The organism is Bacillus nitratireducens, from assembly GCF_036320425.1.
In the GTDB taxonomy this organism is placed as follows: Bacteria; Bacillota; Bacilli; order Bacillales; family Bacillaceae_G; genus Bacillus_A; species Bacillus_A nitratireducens.
Map to the genome: position 1 here is coordinate 93,619 of NZ_JAUMJO010000001.1, position 17,757 is coordinate 111,375.

Genomic DNA, 17,757 nt, shown 5'->3' on the forward strand with positions numbered 1-17,757 from the left:
TTATCTCTCACCTCATTTATTCATCAAAATAAGTTGTCCCTTCAGGACGAACAATTTGCGGTCGTGTTCCACTAGGCACTTCGTATCCCCCTGAAAAATCTCCCTTTCCTTCACCTACGACTGCCCCACCAGAATTCTTCAATTCAGGGAATCCCTTTCCTTGATTAGTAGTATATGGAGCAGTAGCGGAACTTTTATATTCTTGTATAATAACATTCCCATATTCATCAGATGCAATTGCGTCAACTCTCACCTTAGTTCCTTCATGCGTAACAATGGTTATTTCTCGTTGAGCATTTTCATACTGCTGTGAAAATAGATTAAAACTTTCATCAGAAAATTCTTGCCCCTGCTCTTTAAGTGATGCCCATTTTTCACTTGCTTCTTTCCACTCCAGTGGCTCTTTAGGCGCTTCACCATTCTTATATTTCCTTTCACAATATACATCATACTTCGTTTGCAACTCAGCATCTTTAAACCTACCGGTATTATCAAGTAAATCAGAATTCCCTTTTCCAACTTTACCCGTACCCTTAACAACCTTACTCTCCATATACTGATAAGCCTCTTTCAGAGAATACTGTCCTCCTCCTGAGACATTTCCTACTCCAGCCATGGCGAAGCCTTTTCCCTCGCCTGGGATCCATTTGTACTCCAGTAATGTTTTTACTGCGTGCTGGATCTTTTCATTCCCCTGCAAGAAGGTTGTTTTTACGGTTGTGGCACCTTTGTTCCATAGACTTCCGATTTTATCGGCAAAGCCTTTTGCTGTCGAGGCTACAAAGTTTACTCCCTCTTTTACTTTGTGGCTGGCTGTTTTTATGCCATCAACAGCTGCTTTTCCAGCTTTTCCGGCTACCATTGTTACGCCTTCGCCTAGTCTTTTTCCTGCTTTTACAATCGTCTTCCCAAAGCTAGAAGCGACATACTTTATTCCTTTTCCAGCAAGACTCGCGACTTTTCCGATAGGAACAAAGTTTAGGAGTGTTCATCCTGCAGCGATGAGTCTTTCTTTTGTTGATAATTCTTTTCCTGTAATAGGGTCTTTACCGGTAACTGCACGAATTGCATCATTTACTCCAATGAATTCAGCTGCTCCTTCTATTCCTTTTTCCCACCATGATTTTTCATGTTTCTTTTCTTTTGTATGGGTTTCTTTCAATTTTTCGGTTTGTTTCTTTTGATATTCTTCATCTGCTTGGCGAAACTTTTGAGCAATACGCCGTAATTCTTTTTCTGTAACTTGTAAGTTACGTATGTAAGATTCCATGAGTCTCATTGATCTCATATATTCCCCGTAAAAATGTTGACTCGTTGCTCCTTACCATTGCATTTGAATACTAAACATAGATTGATTGAGATTTTGTTGTATATTCTGGCTGTGTGTTTGCATCTCTGATATGTTTTGGCAATTTGTTCGAGTTGTTCAGGTTTGACCTGGATCTCCAAACCTTCCTCTTTTTTATACCAAAAAGAAATAGAACTGCATCAATTTTCACTTATTCTCTTTAGAGAAAACATCAAAAATACTGTCATCACAAATCGCTTCAATTTCTTCCTTTACAAATAATTTTTGAAATTTTGTTCCTGGGTTCAATATGACATTTGCCTCTAAATCTATCGTCTTCAATAATTCAACTGCATTCATTGAGACATACGGACATTCTTCTGGAATAACCATTTCTAAATGCCTTAAATCTGAATACAGTGGTAACATTAATCCTTCTTCCATTTCAAAATAATGAATTAGCAATTGTGTATTATCAGTTGAAACCAAATCCCCTTCTTCATCTACAGTTGTATCTCCCTCGACAGAAGCTACAACGTATAAATTTGATTTCTGTAATATCTCATAAAAACGAACTCTTTTTTCTTCATTCTGTAAAGCTTCCACTAATGCCTCATCTAATGGGCAAATTTCTAGTAAACTCATTGAACTTCACTCCTTATGTGAAATAAATTCGATTATTTTTGAACATTAATAACTGGTACTTCTTTTGTATTATTAGTTTTATTCACTAGATTTAAGTAGAAATGTGATACTGTAGTAGTATAATATGGCGAAATCCAAAGATACGGGAGATTTAGTGTAAATATTCCCACCAATGAACCTAAAATAAACCAACCAATGAAACTTAACCAAGTGATAAATAAATCTAACTTATGTCCTTTCATCATCACTTTACTTTTTTTAATTGCTTCACTTGCTGTACATTCTGGATCCTCTAACATAATGTAGTAAGCCATAGAATAAGAGAAAAATTTAATAATACCTGGAACAATGAACAAAAGACTCCATAAGCTAATAAATATTGTTTGTAAGATACCTAGTTTCATAGCTCTAAATATATTACTTGAATTGAAACCAGCAAATAAATCACCAATTGTGGTAGATTCATTTTTTGCTAAACCTAATGTGATATTATAATAGCCGTAACTCATAACACTTTGTACAACAATATAAAGAATAAAAATAATAGCCCATATAATAATTTGAGATAAAATAACTCCAAAATTAATTTGAGGTTCGCCATATGAATAATATACAAGGTTCTCAGGTCCTAAAACGTCTATGAACAAGCCAAAAATTAGAAATACTACTATACCAATGAAATACATACTTGCTGCGGGAATGAGGTAATTAAGAAACGTTGAACCTACCCCTAATCCCCATCGGCCTTTCAATGAGGATAATGCTTCCCTTTTTAAATTGCTAATCATCTTTTTTCCACCTTTCAAATTCTTTATTATGCAAAGTGTGACTTTAATGAATAATTAATGAGTTTAGTAGAATTCAAATTTCTACTAAACTCATTAATACTTACTCCTTATGCGAAATTTAAATCTAATTATTTTTGAACATTCATAGCTTTAATTGTATCTGCATTCTTTTTTGCTTGTTTAGTTATTTCCCCATTAATAGCATTTGCATATTTATCACGAGTTAAAAATTCAAAACATTTATATGCATTATTCGTATCATTTGACGACATGTATCCTACACCTTTATTCAGCACTATTAAAGCTACCGTATTCATCCATTCTTTTGCATCTGCTTCTGGATATCCTAGTTCCATCGAATGATAAGTTAATTCAATCGCTGAAGCTAAATCTTCAATCGTATCTTTCTTCCCGCTTACATTTGCAGCATCAAATGTACTCAAGTACTCAATTTTCGCTTTTATCCCATCCTTAATTCCTAACTCTTCAATTCCTGGTGTTTTATATAAAATTTGATATTTGTTTAATGCAGCTTTATATTGAGTTTTTTCTAATTCTTTTGCTTCTTTGATTACACGACTAGTAACATCAGAAAATCCTGTTTTTTCAAGAACACCACGGGAAGCTGCTTGACCATAATAATGTAAAGCATTATCAAGGCTCGTTTGTCCTTCTTTATTTGCTTCATCACCTGCTAATTGTACAAGTTGAATTCCCTCCATTTTTCTTGATGCATTATCAATCATATTCATACCACTAATTTGACCAATCGTTTTATCAATATCTTTTAACTGTGCAAGTAATGTGTATGAAGGTAATACTGTTTTTCCTACTTCACTTTGCCATCCTGTCGTTCCATTTATTTTATTCCATTCATTTTCTGTATCTGTCCATAATTTATTCGCATAATTAACCATTTCTTCTCTTGAACGTTCCAATGGGTGCTTTGTACGAATTGCATTTGCAATATTTAATACCGCTGTATAATATTCTCCCTTATTTGCAGCATCGTTTGCTTTTCTTTCAAACATTAGCGACATTAATAACTTATGAGATTCATCTTGAACAGATTTTTCTACTCTTGCCGTATTTGCTAATAAATTTGCTTTCTTTATAGCATCTTCCACTGTAAAATTAGGATCTTTTATTTGTCCACGAAGTCCCTCTACAGCCATACTAAATTTCTGTTCTATTGTATTTTTTTGTTGACCTGTTGCCTTATCGATCCATTCATTTGCTAATAGTAAAGCATTTTCATAATGTGGATTCTCTGGATTTAAATATACATCAATTTGAGCAATTGCTTCTTCAACCGGGTCAGATTTCACTTTTTCTTTTTGATTACTTGAATCTGCATTATTTGTTTTATCGTTATTTGTGGCACCTTCAGTTATTGAATCTTTTAGATTTTTCTCGCTTGATGTAGCTGTTGCCTCATTTTCACTTACATTTTCTTCTTTAACTACTTTTCCTTCATTACTGCTAGTAACTTCTTTCACTGCTTTTCCTTCATTACTACTAGTATCTTCTTTCACTGGGCTTGCATTTTCTTTTGTTTCAGTTGTAGACATCACTACTGATGTTTGGATATTAAGGTTCTTTATTTCTTCTTCTAATAGCTGTTTGAAAATATCTTCTACATCTTGATTCGCTTTTTCTACTAATGTAGGATCTACACTTTCAAATACAGACGTGACTAAATAAAATTTACTTAATGCCTGTTCTAAAGATGCTACATCCCCTGTATTTGACCACTCTCTTTTTTCTTCTATTGCTGTTTGATAAACTTTTTCTGCTACAGATTTAATGTAATCTTTCTTATTTTCACTTAAATACTTTTGTAACTCTTCTTGTGTAGTAACCGATTCATTTAATACATTCATTTGATTACGTAAATAAAATAGTGCTCTCTCATTTGAATATTCACCACTTGAGAGTATTTGTGCTAAATTATCTAATGCTAACTTATGTTCAGCTATCGATTTTGATTTTGATGGTGTATTCAATTGGCTAACAAGCGTCCAGTCTTCCTTTTTACTATCATAATTCGTTAGATTATTTAATGCATTTTGATTCGGTTCTTTTTGATTCGTATAAAAATCATTAAAGAAGACAGATGAGTAGTATTGTCCATTTCCAGCGTACCACTCAACTAAAATATCACCCGTTTTTGGTGATATTGTAATTGTTGGTTGTGTTGGATCTGGTTTTGGATCTGGTTTTGGATCTGGTTTTGGATCTGGTTTCGGATCTGGTTTCGGATCTGGTTTCGGATCTGGTTTCGGATCTGGTTTCGGGTCTGGTTCCGGATCTGGTTTCAGATCTGGTTTCGGATCTGGTTTCAGATCTGGTTTCGGATCTGGATTTGGACTTGGGTTTGGGTTTGGATCTGGCTTTAAATCTGAATTCGGATTTGGTTTTTGCCCATCTCCTTCTTGCCCATTAAGTTGCTGTTTATTATCATTCACCTTACCCGGTTCTGCCACAGGTCCTACCATATTAGTTGGCAAATCTAGCTTTTGTGGAGTTGGTGCATCTGATAATTTGATTTGTGGATCTTTCTTTTCCACCGACACTTCATCTGGTTTATACGTTACTGGCGTAATTGGTGATTTATTATTCCCAATTAAGTCTGCTAAATTAATAGTTGGTTTTTCGCCAGGTTTTACATCTTTTTTTGCAGGATCAGCGACTAAATTTGGGAACATAGACTGTAAATTCCCCCCTGTAATACGATCATCTTTTTTCTCTTCTGTATTACTTGCTAATTTCACTTGTTCTTTTCCTGCTGTATTAAAACCTTTGTCATAGACAAGATACCCTGATGTTCCAAATAAAGCCACTGACATTACAGATATAGCAACTTTTTTTCCTAGATTATTATAATTGTTTTCTTCCATGTTCTTTTCCCCTTTTCCTATCTTTATTGAATCCAGCCGTTTGTTTTCATTTCTGCTAGTTTTTCTTGCGCCGCTCTTACTTCAGATTCATTTTCATTTGCTTGTACAGTTTTTCTTAAGAAACGACTCGCCTCTTCATATTTTTTCTGTTTGATTTTAAACATCCCAAATGCAAAATTCACATGCGCATTTTCATCATTTTGTGAATATGCTTCTGTGAAAAATTTCTCTGCTTCATTTCCTTGTCCCACTTTATCGTATAAAATCCCTATATTCACAAGCGTATTTATGTCGCGAGTCCCACTGTTGACAACTCTATTGTAAGCTTCTAGCGCTTGTTGATATGCGGCATTACCCTTTGCACCATCTCGCGTTTCGTAAAATTGACCCGCTTCATAATACACAATTCCTAGCTGATTTAATAACTCTATATTTTTCATATCTTTTTGAATCGCTGCTTGTAATATGTAAGATGCTTGTTGATAATTCATTTCTTTCTTCGCACTATCAATTAAATTTGTTTTATTCCAAAGCACATATAAATTTGAAAGTTCAATTGTATATATAGCATTCTTTGAATCCTGTTTAATAGCTTCTTTAAAGAAAGACTCCGCTTTGTCTAACTGCACAGTTGCGGTTGATAGTTGACCTTTTAAATACGAAACAATTGCCTTATCCTCATTTGTTTTCGTGCTCATTTTGACAATAACATCTTCAGCCTTTTCAAATTCTTCCATTTTCATATGACTTACAGCTAAATCTCGCATCGCATCTTTTTTGTATGGTTCAATTCCTTTTGCATTATTCGCTAACGCTTGTTCAAAATTTTGCACTGCTTCTTGATATTTTCCGATACGGAAATTCGCTGAAGCTAATAGATAAGCAGCTTCATTATTTTCTTTATCTATTTCCCTATCTTTTATTAGTTTTGTAATATAATCGATTGCAATTTTATTTTTCCCTTCAGCAACGTAAATCGTTGCTAATTGGAGATATGCCTCGTTTTTTCCCTTCACAGCAATTGCATGACCAACAGCTTCTTCTGCTTTTGTATATTTTTTATCATCATAAGCTTGTCGCGCTTGTTCCATAAACTTTTGATATTTAGCGTTTGTTGTGTAGAAATAAAATAACGTTGAACCACCTATAACAACAACTACAGTTGAGCCAATAATCAAAATCCGTTTTTTATTCTTTTTCCACCATTTAGAAAAAGAAGACGGTTCACTTTGTTCATGAGTTAATGTAAGTGGTTGATTCGATGCTTTTGCATTTAAAATCTCATCATCTATATCATATTCCACTTGTTTTTTCGTTTGTTTTCGGCTTTGTAGAATGCTATTTGGAACTGTAATTGTAGCTGCTACTTCTTGCTGCGGCTGTGTTCCTTGTTCTTCTTTTATCTCTTTAATAATGCTTTCAATTTCCTGTTTTAACGCATGATCAATGTTTGGAAATTGTACGATTCGTGAATAGACGAAACAAGCAAATTCTGCATTGTTTTCTCGTTCCAATTCAGTAGCTAGTTCCAAATAATTTTGTAGTACCATTTTTTGATTTATTTCAGGCTCTTGACTCTCCATAGTTTGAATGATATATGCGAGTTCTTGTTTTAGAGCTGTTGATGGATTGAGTGAATTGAAAATTATTTTATATTCATATAATGCAGCTTGTTTAGACCCTCTCTCTTCTAGTAATCTTGCAATTTCCAAACATTTCGATACAAAAAGAGACTGTTCTTGTTCTGACTGCCTTTCCGCATCAATTTTTATTATTTCTCTTGCACTTTTAAATACATCGTACCATTGTGCAAAGCTTGGGCATTCTTCAAAAACATTACTATTCCATGCCCGCTTAAATAACTGTGCGATTTCCCCATTCCATTGATCATGTAATACTTGCTGAAGTAACGTATATCTCTCACATTCAGTCTGCATTTCTTCCGTTCTAAAGTAACTTGCATCCGTCCATTTTTTATTTCGAACCTCTTCACTACACCAACTTAATATTTCCCCTAATAAAATGGCACCTGCAAATCGATCGGCTTCTTTTTGCCATACCCCACTTTTCAAATACATTGGCGCATAGCCCGCTGAACCTGCTGGCAATAATGAAGGTCTTTTACTTTTTGGTCCATACATTTGCTCAACATCAACAAGTTCAATATAGTGTTGGCCTTTAATTGGATTTTCACTTAAAAAGGGTATAAGTACGTTGCTAGACGATAAATCATTGTGAGCAACCTCATTTCCCTCCATCATTTTAAGTGTTTTAAGAAGTGCTTCTGCAATACAGAAACATTGTTCTTTTGATAGCATTCTTTGCTCTTGTAAAATATCAGCCCAAGTTGGCCCTTCAACCCAAGGCATTACAATACTATTAGCAAGGTCTTCTGACTTTTCAATAACAGATAGATGTTCTTCTTTTGTAACCGTGTATCGTGAGCATACTTTAAGACCAACTAAAGAAGACAGTGGTTTTAAAAATGCTAGTTGATGCTTTTCATCACGATAGCGCTCTTTAAAAACTTTTAACGCAATTCGTTCCATACCATTTTCATGTTGTAGTTGATAGACTGTTCCTTGTCTACCTTCTTGCCCATATGGCATTTCAATCCCAACTACTGCTGGATGTTTCTCAACACGATAAACATCTTTATTAAAAATAATTCTTTCTCCTACTTCCGGTCGGAATCCCATTTTATCCCCTTACTCTCATATGACAATTTTTCATAAAAAAAACCAGGAACAATAGCTCCTGGTCTTTTGCAATTGTTCTATTCTTAGTATGTGTTATCTGTACTACGGAATTTCTCAGCAATACGTCTTAGGTCCCTCGAAATTCCTTCTAAAATCGGAATGTATTGTTGCATTTTTTGTTTAGAATTTTCAAATTCCCCTTTGAATTTCGATTGTGTTGACCTTTTATATTCATATTTTATTATAACTTATGAATTTTCTTTTTCTCAATTCATTATAAAATTTTCTTGATATAATTTACATTTTTTCACACAAAAATCCATTATTATCTCCTTTAACTTATGTTGAAATGCATAAAACCCTTCTATAATATAGAAGGGTTTTAATGTTATGGTATAAGACGTGTACAATCTCTCGGAAAAGCGCTCGCCTCTCGTACGTTTGTTAATTCTAAAAGTTTATATACGATCCTTTCTAATCCAATTCCAAAACCGCCATGCGGTGGACAACCATATCGGAATGTATTTAAATAAGATTGAAATTTCTCTGGATGTAATCCTTTTTCTTTAAAAGATGCGAGTAACATTTCATGATTATGAATACGCTGTGCACCTGACGTTATTTCTAATCCTTTATATATTAGATCAAATGAATCCGTTATGGCTTCGTTCTCCTTATTCGGCATTGTATACATCGGTCGCGCTTCTTTCGGATAATGTGTAATAAAGACAAATTCACTATTATATGTTTCCTTCACATATTTCCCTAATAACTTTTCACCTTCTGTATCTAAATCCCCAATCGGCGATTCTTTCCGGTATTTATTTTTCAAAATATCTTGTGCTTCTAACAATGTGATTTTAGGAATTTCAGTAATGACAGGTACTTCTATTTGGAGTAGTTGTAATTCTTTTTCGCAATTTTTTGCTACTTGTTGAAACATATATCGTAAAACATCCGTTTCTAATTGCATCACTTCATAAAAATCATGAATAAATCCAAGTTCTACGTCTAACGATATATATTCATTCAAATGACGGGAAGAATTATGGTGTTCCGCTCTGTAAACAGGTGCAACTTCAAAAACACGTTCTAACCCTCCAGCTACCATCATTTGTTTATAAAACTGTGGTGATTGCGCTAAATAAGCTTCTTTTTGGAAGTATGGAAGCTTAAAAACATTCGCTCCTCCTTCTGCCCCTTGCGAAACAATTTTTGGAGTAAATATACGTGTGAAATCGTTCTCTATAAGAAATTCACTAAAGCTCTGAACAAGTGTAGATTTCACTTTAAATATCGCCGCGATTCGCTCATGTCTTAATGATAATACCCGCTCATTCAGTAGTTGATCTAAGCCAACTTGTAACTTCTTTTTATTCATTTCAAATGGAAGTGGTTCTGCGCCATTTAATATTTTCACTTCATGTGCAAGCACTTCAACCCCTAATTCTGTTTTCGAAGTCTCTACTATTTGACCAACTATTTGAACGACACTTTCCACATCTACTTTATATCCAGCTAACCCGTTTTCTAATACACATTGAATAACTCCCGTTCGGTCCCGTAATAATAAAAAACTAACATTACCTAGATGACGAACCTTTTTTACCCATCCTTGAAGTAATACAACCTTTCCGCTTTGTTCCTTACATTCTTTTATGAGTGAACGCTTCATTATTGCATCCATTACATTTCCCTCCATTAATTTTATTTTTATTTACGTTATTGTTGTTGTCATCGTCATCATCCACGGTCACTCACCTCCTTTCAAAGAATACAAAAATCCGCCCCTATAAATAGGGACGGATTTTTCCGCGGTACCACCCAAATTGTCATAATGACCATCTTAGCCCTGATAACGGTAGGTACCGTTTGCTTTTACTAATTATCACGTTCAAAGCAACACTCACAGGTGTCTTTCCATCATGCGGTATCGCAATCTTCTCAACAACCGATTGCTCTCTGTAGACCTTTGCACCATGTACTTTTCCTGATCATCACTTTTTATATTTACAGAGTATTCTATCTCTTTAACTTGTAAAATGCAAGCCCCTTTAAAAAATATTTCGATTTCTCACTAAACAGACCCTTCTAAAGATATGTAATATGAACATTGAACTCTATACAATTATCATTTGACAGCTTAGAAATATGTCACTTTACCTATAAGTTGGCCGCAGTTGGAAGCATAACTTGGCCGTGAGTTAATTATTAACCCATAAGCTTGCCGTGTGTTTTATTCATGTAGCTTTGGAATAATGTTTGGTCAAATTGATACTAATAACCTTAATAAAAGAGAAAGTGGAACTGACGCTTCCGTGAGTTAATAGATCACTGTGCTCTCTTGATATGCTTTCTTTACCCGTTCAATTTGAGCGAGGTGTCCTTGTATATGTTGAAGATCTTTCAAATGAAAATAACCTTAATCTCGGATACATAAATTATTTATTTACAAAGGTGTTCTTTGGCAAGTTTACCCAAATATATATAGAAATGTGAAAAAGTAAATCTTAATCTGACCAAAGGAGATGAAGAAATTGTTTAAAAAATTCGGTATAGGAGTATTTTCTACAGCAATTGTATTAAGTGCCAGTATAGGTTTTTCAGGTATTGTATTAGCAGATAGTCCCTCTGCAAATGAACAAGTTAGGAATGGAGACTTTGAGGATGGGCTAAATAACTGGATTTTATCTAATCCTAATTCTTCTACCGAGAATATCGGCACTTCTGAACCAGGCAATCATTATCTCAAATTAATACATGCAGACACAGCCTATCAGCTTGTTACTGTAAAGCCGAATACAGAATATACATTAACATTTGATATAGCGGGAAGTATAGTTTCCCCATCAGAAGTAACAGTAGGTAATCTGAATGCCAATCAAGAAATCGTTCCATTAACAAAGAAGCAGTATACAGGATTTAAGCCGGAACATCATGAAATAAAGTTTAAAACAGGGGAAGATGTGTCAAACTTTGCTGTCAAACTTGCTTCTACAACAAATGGGAGGGTTAAGTTTGATAATGTACAATTAAAGGAAAAGGAGAAATCTTATATTTTTAATATTGATTTTGACTACAATTCAAGTTTAGAACCTTTTAAACTTGAGGGCTATATAAATTACAATATTGAAGAGCATGCAGGAGTAAATAATTCTAAAGGACTTCATTTAAGTGGATATGGCGGTGGATTTAGGGGGAGAGTTACTTTGAAGCCTAATACTACATACATACTGTCCGTATCTGGAAAAGTAACTACTCCTGGTAGAAGTATATACGTAGAAGCAGGGGGGCCTGATGTAATAAAAGTAGTCGGCATTGGATTTACTTCCTCACAGTATGAACAAAAATCGTTCGAATTTACTACTCGAAATTATAGTTCTCCAAGTCCAAACCTCATCATTTTTACTGATTCCGTATTACCAGGCGATGATAATGAATATCTTCATGCCTATCTTGATGATATCGTACTAGTTGAAAAGTAGCCATATGCCTATCGACTTGAGACTTTGAAATGTATCCAAAACGAAGTTTGTTCTTGCTAGATTTATTTATGGGAATTCAGCTCGTTTTTTCATTTTGAGGAACAATGAATTTCTTAAATTGATGGCAATGTGATGCTATCCCTAAAAGTCGCGACTTTATTAAAAAGCGACATTAAAAATATTCTTCAAATCATGGAAGCATAAGTTGGCCAAAACGGCCGGCTTATGCTTCTTTTTACAAAACATTCCATCTTTCTCAAATCCATTCAATTGTATTTTTTCCATTTTATTACATAAAATAAACATTTCCCACGCATATTATTATTAAAGTTTTATCGGAGGTGTACATATGAAAAAAACAATTAGTTTCTTTCTCCTATTATTATGCTTAGTTGTAGTTAATGAAACATACGCCTATTCACCAAAATCTTTACCAATCTCTCAAAACTCTGATCAATGGCAAGTGAATATTGATGAACCGAAAAAAACAAGTAAAAATATGCTTCAAGCTAAAAAAGATAAATTTCAAACATATCAATTTTCAGTAAAGAATGTTGGAGAAAACGAAGTATATAACGTACAAGTTGAAGTCTTCCGCAATGAACCAAATATGAAAACAAAATACGAACTCTTTTCCCTAAAAGAAGGTCGTCTAGCAAGTGGAAAAACTGGATTTAGACATGCTAACTTCCCTGTTTCTACAAAACCAGATGCGGTTGACGTTATAATCACTTGGCAAGAACACCCTTTCCGATCTATGCGAAACGGCCAAAAAGTTGAGTCTAGAAAATTTAAAGAGCATTTTGTTTTTAAAGAAGCAGTAAAATAAATTTATTGGTATATGTACATTATTACCGATACCAATAAGTTTTCCAGTACCAGTTCTTAAGCAAATTAAAAAGTCGTGGCTTATAAACGCCACGACTTTTTATATTAATTTGTGCTAATTCCTCTCGCTGCCCAAATGCGATCAATTTCAGCCGCATGTTGTCCGCCATATAAAAGAGCATCCGCTTGCTTAATTGCTTTTGCCCCGTCACGGAATTTAGCATTTGGCGTTAATGACCAATGTGATTGTAAAATAATTTTTGTTGCTACATCACGTCCAAAAGCTTGTGCCATCTCATATTGACCTTGTGCCCAAATTTCCCCATCATCATGTACCTCATTTGTAACATCTTTCGGATACACTTTATTCGTATCTAATCGGCGCAAGCACGTCGGATCTGAACTAGAATAAGCAGTCGCATCCCATTCTCCAACACATGCTTTTCCGTAGCCTGTTGTCGATACTGCATCTTCATACGTAGCACCTAAGAAGTCTCCAAACCCTTCTCCCATCGCTCCACCTTCTGGTGAACTTCCGAATCCTGGTACTTGATTATCTTGAATAGAATGACCATATTCATGCGCGATAATGCCCGCATCTTCTGCGTCATCTACACCGCCAGTACCAAAAGTTAAAGCTTTCGTTGATGGAGAATAGAATGAATTATCGTCAGTTGTACCATTTACATTTACTTTAATCGAACGATTATTAATATTTTTAAAGCCTAATCCTTGAATGTAACGCTGTAATGTATCAATATGATAATATGACATAACATCTTCAAAACTATCATTTGCACGTGTATAGTTAAATTGTAAATTTGTAGATTTCGTCTTCGCTTTTGAAGAAATCGTGACATACTCCCCAATTAAAGATCCGCTACCATCTAGACCTTTTAAAGTAACGGTCTTCAATTGATTCGTTAGAGCTGTAGAATCTGCATCGTTATTATCTTTTAAGCCTACTTTACTACCACTAGATACGACTGGATTAGGTAAAAATACTTTTCCTGATCCTTCTGCTTTTCGGTTTATATCAACCTTTTTAATTAACTTTCCATTTTCTGCGTCAATAAATGTTTCCCATGCACCGAAAGGTTTATTAGAATGGACTAAAACTTTGTATACTGGGATAGCTACTCCATCCTCAATAATATATCCAAACTCTTTCTCTGTAGGAGCCCATAAGTTTTGCTCGCTTTCTCCTCCAACATACGCCATTGATTTTTGTTCAGCATCTTTTTCACTAATCTTATTCGCTATTTCTTTCACACTTTGAACTGCCTGGTAATCAGAAACAGCAAGTAATCCCTGCCCCTGTCCATTAATAGTAACTGTAATTTGTTTTGAAAATACAGGGGCACCATTAACAACTTGCTGAAACCTAACATATGAAGCTACTGACGTTTCTGTTGTAGAAATATATTGTAAGTCTGAAAGGTCTGCCTTCAATCCATATTCCGTAGCATGTCCTTTTAAATATTCAATTGCTTTTTTCTGCGGCGAATAAGCTTCTAGCTTTACTTGCTGCTGTTTTTCCAATGCCGAAACCGTAGAAATCGTCCCCATTACTAATGGCACAGTCATTGCCATTGCCACCATTTTTTTGTTTAACATAAAACCACTCCCCCTAATAAATTGAAACCTTTACCCCATTCCCAGTGGGCTATTACTGTCCACAAGTAGCCGGATAAAAATTGAATCTACGAGTAATTCTATACAAACAATTCTATTACCTTTACATTTTGGGTAAGTGAAATTTTCTCAATATTTATGTGCAAAATGAGAAAAATACTGTAGAAATATATTTTTACAGTATTTTATTTAGGTGCTATGAAGAAAGAAATTTTCTAGAGGCTCTATCGAATGGATTATGAGGAAATTGGCCGGATAAATTCCCATCATACAAAAAGGAAGTTGGAATCATTCCAACTTCCTTTTTCTTTAATGAGCCGCGCTTAATTTAATTCGGACTTTTGTCTCACCTAAAGATAATTCATCATCTTCATTCGTTAAGTTTCCAAATGTAAATCGCTTAACGAGTAAGTTTTCTTCCAACAACTCTTTATGGTTCGTTAATGTTCGCTTTAGTTCTTCCGCTGTATCAAGAATAACATCGACTCGTAAATTAACCGGTAAATTCAACTGTTTACGATATTCTTGAACCGCTCGAATGAATTCGCGCGCTACTCCTTCTTGTAACAATTCTTCCGTTACATTCGTATCTAACATAACTGTATATTGTCCGTTAGTCGTATTAGAGAATCCTGATTTTGCAACTTTCTCTACTAATACATCTTCAGCTGTTACCACTACTTCTTCTCCTGGTGCTACTTCGTAAACAGCTCTTTCTGTAGATACAAAGTGTTGTACTTCTTCTTTTGATAATTGTTTTAGCCAGCCATTTACTGCATTCACACTTTTACCAAACTTCGGCCCAGCTGTTTTAAAATTCAGCTTTAATTGATAGGACGTGTATTTCGTTTCATCGAGTTCAACATGGAACGCTTTTACATTTAGCTCATCCATTACAATATCACGATAAGATTCCCAATCCATATCATTTTCATTATGCGCTAGTAATACAAGTTCTGCTAACGGCTGTTTTACTTTTAATGAATGCTGATTACGATTACTTCTTCCAAGTTCAACAACTTGTAAAACAGCATCCATTTCCGCTTCTAATTTCGGCTGAAGTAGTGATTCATTTACAACTGGATAATCCTCTAAATGAACGCTACTTCCAGTTAAATTCAAATGAATATCTTCAGCGACAAACGGTGTAAATGGTGCAATTAATTTACTAATTGTCACAAGTACTTCATGAAGTGTCTCATACGCAGCTGCTTTTTCAGCATTCATACCAGACTCCCAGAAACGATTACGTGATCGTCTTACGTACCAGTTACTTACTTCATCTACAAGCGCCGCGATTTCACGAGCTGCATTCGTAAATTGATAATCATCAAGTGCTGTTCTCACTTTTTTCGTTGTGCTATGCAATCTTGATAATACCCATTCATCCAATTTCGTTCGCTTTACATCATAGGTTTCATTCGGATTATACTCATCTAAATTTGCATATAAAACGTAGAAGCTATACACATTGACTAACGTATCTACAAATTTAGATTTCGCTTCCAGTACTGTTCTTTCAGAAAAACGTTTTGCATTCCACGGAGCACTGTCAACAAGTAGAGCCCATCTTAAAGCATCTGCACCAAACTGATTTACTAAATCGACTGGATCTAGTGCATTTCCTTTACTTTTAGACATTTTCTGTCCTTCCTCGTCTAGAACATGCCCTAGTGATAACACTCGTTTATAAGGTACTTTTCCTGTATATAGTGCTGATACTGCTAATAAACTATAAAACCATCCGCGTGTTTGATCAATGCCTTCTGCAATAACATCCGCTGGAAACTGTTCTTCAAATAACTCTTTATTTTCAAATGGATAATGATATTGTGCAAACGGCATCGAACCACTATCAAACCAAACATCAATTACTTCTGGTGTACGATTCATTGTACTTCCGCATTTTTCGCAGCAAACTTGCACTTCATCTACATACGGCTTATGCAATTCTAAATCTTCAGGTGTTTCTTTCGTACTATGCTTTCTTAATTCGGCAATGCTTTTCGGTGCGAATTGATGATCGCAGCTTTCACATTCCCATACGTTTAAAGGTGTTCCCCAATATCTATTCCGGCTAATATTCCAGTCCACCATGTTTTCTAAAAACTTACCAAACCGGCCATGTTTCATATGGTCTGGATACCACGTAACAGAATCATTATTTCGTAAAAATGTTTCTTTAATCTCAGTTGTTCGGATTAACCAGCTTTCTCCTGCATAATAAAGTAATGGTGAATCACAGCGCCAGCAATGCGGATAGCTATGTTCATATTTTTCTTTATGATATAGTAACCCTTCTTTCGCTAAATAACGAACGATATCCACGTCACAATCTTTTACAAACTTACCTTTAAGAAATGGTACTGCATCCGTATACTCACCTTTCTCATCTACAACATGTAAGAATGACAATCCTTCACTTTGAACGACTCTATAATCGTCCTCCCCATATGCTGGAGCGATATGAACAAGTCCTGTACCACTATCTGCCGTGACAAAATCTGCTGCAATTACGTGGTACCCATTCGTAACTTCCTTCATCGGAAACGGTGCTGTATAAGATGTGTTTACTAATTCTTCGCCTTTATGAACAGATAATACTTCATAGTTTTCTTTTAATACATCTTGTACACGTTCTTTCGCAACAATGTATACATGACCTTCTTGTTTCGCTTTCACGTATTCCATATTTGGGTGTACAGCGAGCGCAACATTTGCTGGAAGTGTCCAAGGTGTCGTTGTCCAACCTAGGAAATACTCATTTTCACTATCTTTCACTTTAAACTTAACTGTTGCACTTAAATCTTTTACTGTTTTATACCCTTGTGCAACCTCATGTGAACTTAATGAAGTTTGACAGCTTGGGCAGTATGGTGAAACTCTATGCCCCTTATACAATAATCCTTTTTCATGAATCGTTCCTAAAATATGCCATACACTTTCGATATATGGATTCTCTAACGTAACGTATGGATCATCCATATCTACCCAATAACCGATGCTTTCAGTGAATTCACGCCACTGCTTCTCATATGTGAATACACTTTCTTTACACTTTTGAATAAATGGCTCAATTCCATACTCTTCGATTTCATGTTTACCAGAAATACCGAGTTGCTTCTCAACACCTAATTCTACAGGTAAACCGTGTGTATCCCATCCCGCTTTTCGTAACACTTTATATCCAGCCATCGTTTTATATCTTGCTACTACATCTTTAATTGTCCGTCCAAGCGCATGACCTACATGCGGTAATCCATTCGCCGTTGGTGGTCCTTCATAAAATACAAAAGACTGTGCGCCTTCTCGATTCTGAATTGATTGCTCGAAAATACTTTGCTCGTTCCACTGCTTACGAATACGTGTTTCTCTCCCTACAGCTGACTCTTTTACATCTACTTTCTTCATCTACAATCACTCCTTTGAATGTTTTAAAGCACACAAAAAACCCGTCCCTATGAAGTAGGGACGGGTTTAACCGCGTTA

Annotated in this window: 9 protein-coding genes, 2 pseudogenes and 2 other annotated features (1 of these 13 only partly in view); of the genes and pseudogenes, 2 read left to right on the forward strand and 9 right to left on the reverse strand. The window is 35.1% G+C overall.

The features are described 5' to 3' along the window. Positions 1 to 16 precede the first annotated feature (16 nt). From Q3V31_RS00535 to aspS, 7 genes and pseudogenes are all read right to left on the reverse strand, one after another. Positions 17 to 1,449: pseudogene (locus tag Q3V31_RS00535) on the reverse strand (WXG100 family type VII secretion target). A 46-nt stretch (positions 1,450 to 1,495) separates the two neighbouring features. Continuing rightward, complete coding sequence (locus Q3V31_RS00540) at positions 1,496 to 1,933, reverse strand: SseB family protein (protein WP_000054420.1); 438 nt, start codon at positions 1,931 to 1,933, stop codon at positions 1,496 to 1,498. A 32-nt stretch (positions 1,934 to 1,965) separates the two neighbouring features. After that, a complete protein-coding gene (locus Q3V31_RS00545; RefSeq protein WP_000625110.1) occupies positions 1,966 to 2,721 on the reverse strand; it encodes a DUF975 family protein in 756 nt (251 codons plus the stop codon). 128 nt (positions 2,722 to 2,849) lie between these two features. After that, the gene (locus Q3V31_RS00550) at positions 2,850 to 5,621 is read right to left on the reverse strand and encodes a ring-infected erythrocyte surface antigen domain-containing protein (RefSeq protein WP_329761796.1); all 2,772 of its coding nucleotides are present in this window, start codon (positions 5,619 to 5,621) and stop codon (positions 2,850 to 2,852) included. 23 nt (positions 5,622 to 5,644) lie between these two features. Then, entirely contained in the window at positions 5,645 to 8,320 is a 2,676-nt protein-coding gene (locus Q3V31_RS00555) for a tetratricopeptide repeat protein (protein WP_329761797.1), read from the reverse strand. Between the two features lie 83 nt (positions 8,321 to 8,403). Beyond that, a pseudogene (locus Q3V31_RS00560) lies at positions 8,404 to 8,538 on the reverse strand (WXG100 family type VII secretion target); the annotation flags it as partial. 170 nt (positions 8,539 to 8,708) lie between these two features. Then, the gene (aspS, locus tag Q3V31_RS00565; RefSeq protein WP_329761798.1) at positions 8,709 to 10,007 is read right to left on the reverse strand and encodes an aspartate--tRNA(Asn) ligase; all 1,299 of its coding nucleotides are present in this window, start codon (positions 10,005 to 10,007) and stop codon (positions 8,709 to 8,711) included. 108 nt (positions 10,008 to 10,115) lie between these two features. Next, positions 10,116 to 10,327, reverse strand: a binding site (T-box leader). A 530-nt stretch (positions 10,328 to 10,857) separates the two neighbouring features. Here aspS and Q3V31_RS00570 point away from each other — a divergent pair. Both Q3V31_RS00570 and Q3V31_RS00575 read left to right on the forward strand, forming a co-directional pair. After that, on the forward strand, positions 10,858 to 11,805 hold the full coding sequence (locus Q3V31_RS00570; protein WP_000473027.1) for a carbohydrate binding domain-containing protein: 948 nt from the start codon (positions 10,858 to 10,860) through the stop codon (positions 11,803 to 11,805). A gap of 349 nt (positions 11,806 to 12,154) precedes the next feature. Then, the gene (locus Q3V31_RS00575) at positions 12,155 to 12,634 is read left to right on the forward strand and encodes a hypothetical protein (RefSeq protein ID WP_000751335.1); all 480 of its coding nucleotides are present in this window, start codon (positions 12,155 to 12,157) and stop codon (positions 12,632 to 12,634) included. 104 nt (positions 12,635 to 12,738) lie between these two features. Here Q3V31_RS00575 and Q3V31_RS00580 read toward each other — a convergent pair whose 3' ends face one another. Together Q3V31_RS00580 and ileS are read right to left on the reverse strand one after the other, a co-directional pair. Beyond that, the gene (locus tag Q3V31_RS00580) at positions 12,739 to 14,250 is read right to left on the reverse strand and encodes a M36 family metallopeptidase (RefSeq protein ID WP_000932731.1); all 1,512 of its coding nucleotides are present in this window, start codon (positions 14,248 to 14,250) and stop codon (positions 12,739 to 12,741) included. A 327-nt stretch (positions 14,251 to 14,577) separates the two neighbouring features. Beyond that, positions 14,578 to 17,679 carry an isoleucine--tRNA ligase gene (ileS, locus tag Q3V31_RS00585; protein ID WP_000754921.1) on the reverse strand — a complete coding sequence of 1,034 codons (3,102 nt, stop codon included), beginning with the start codon at positions 17,677 to 17,679 and terminating at the stop codon, positions 14,578 to 14,580. Positions 17,680 to 17,732: 53 nt separating this feature from the next. Beyond that, positions 17,733 to 17,757, reverse strand: a binding site (T-box leader) (it continues 214 nt past the right edge of the window).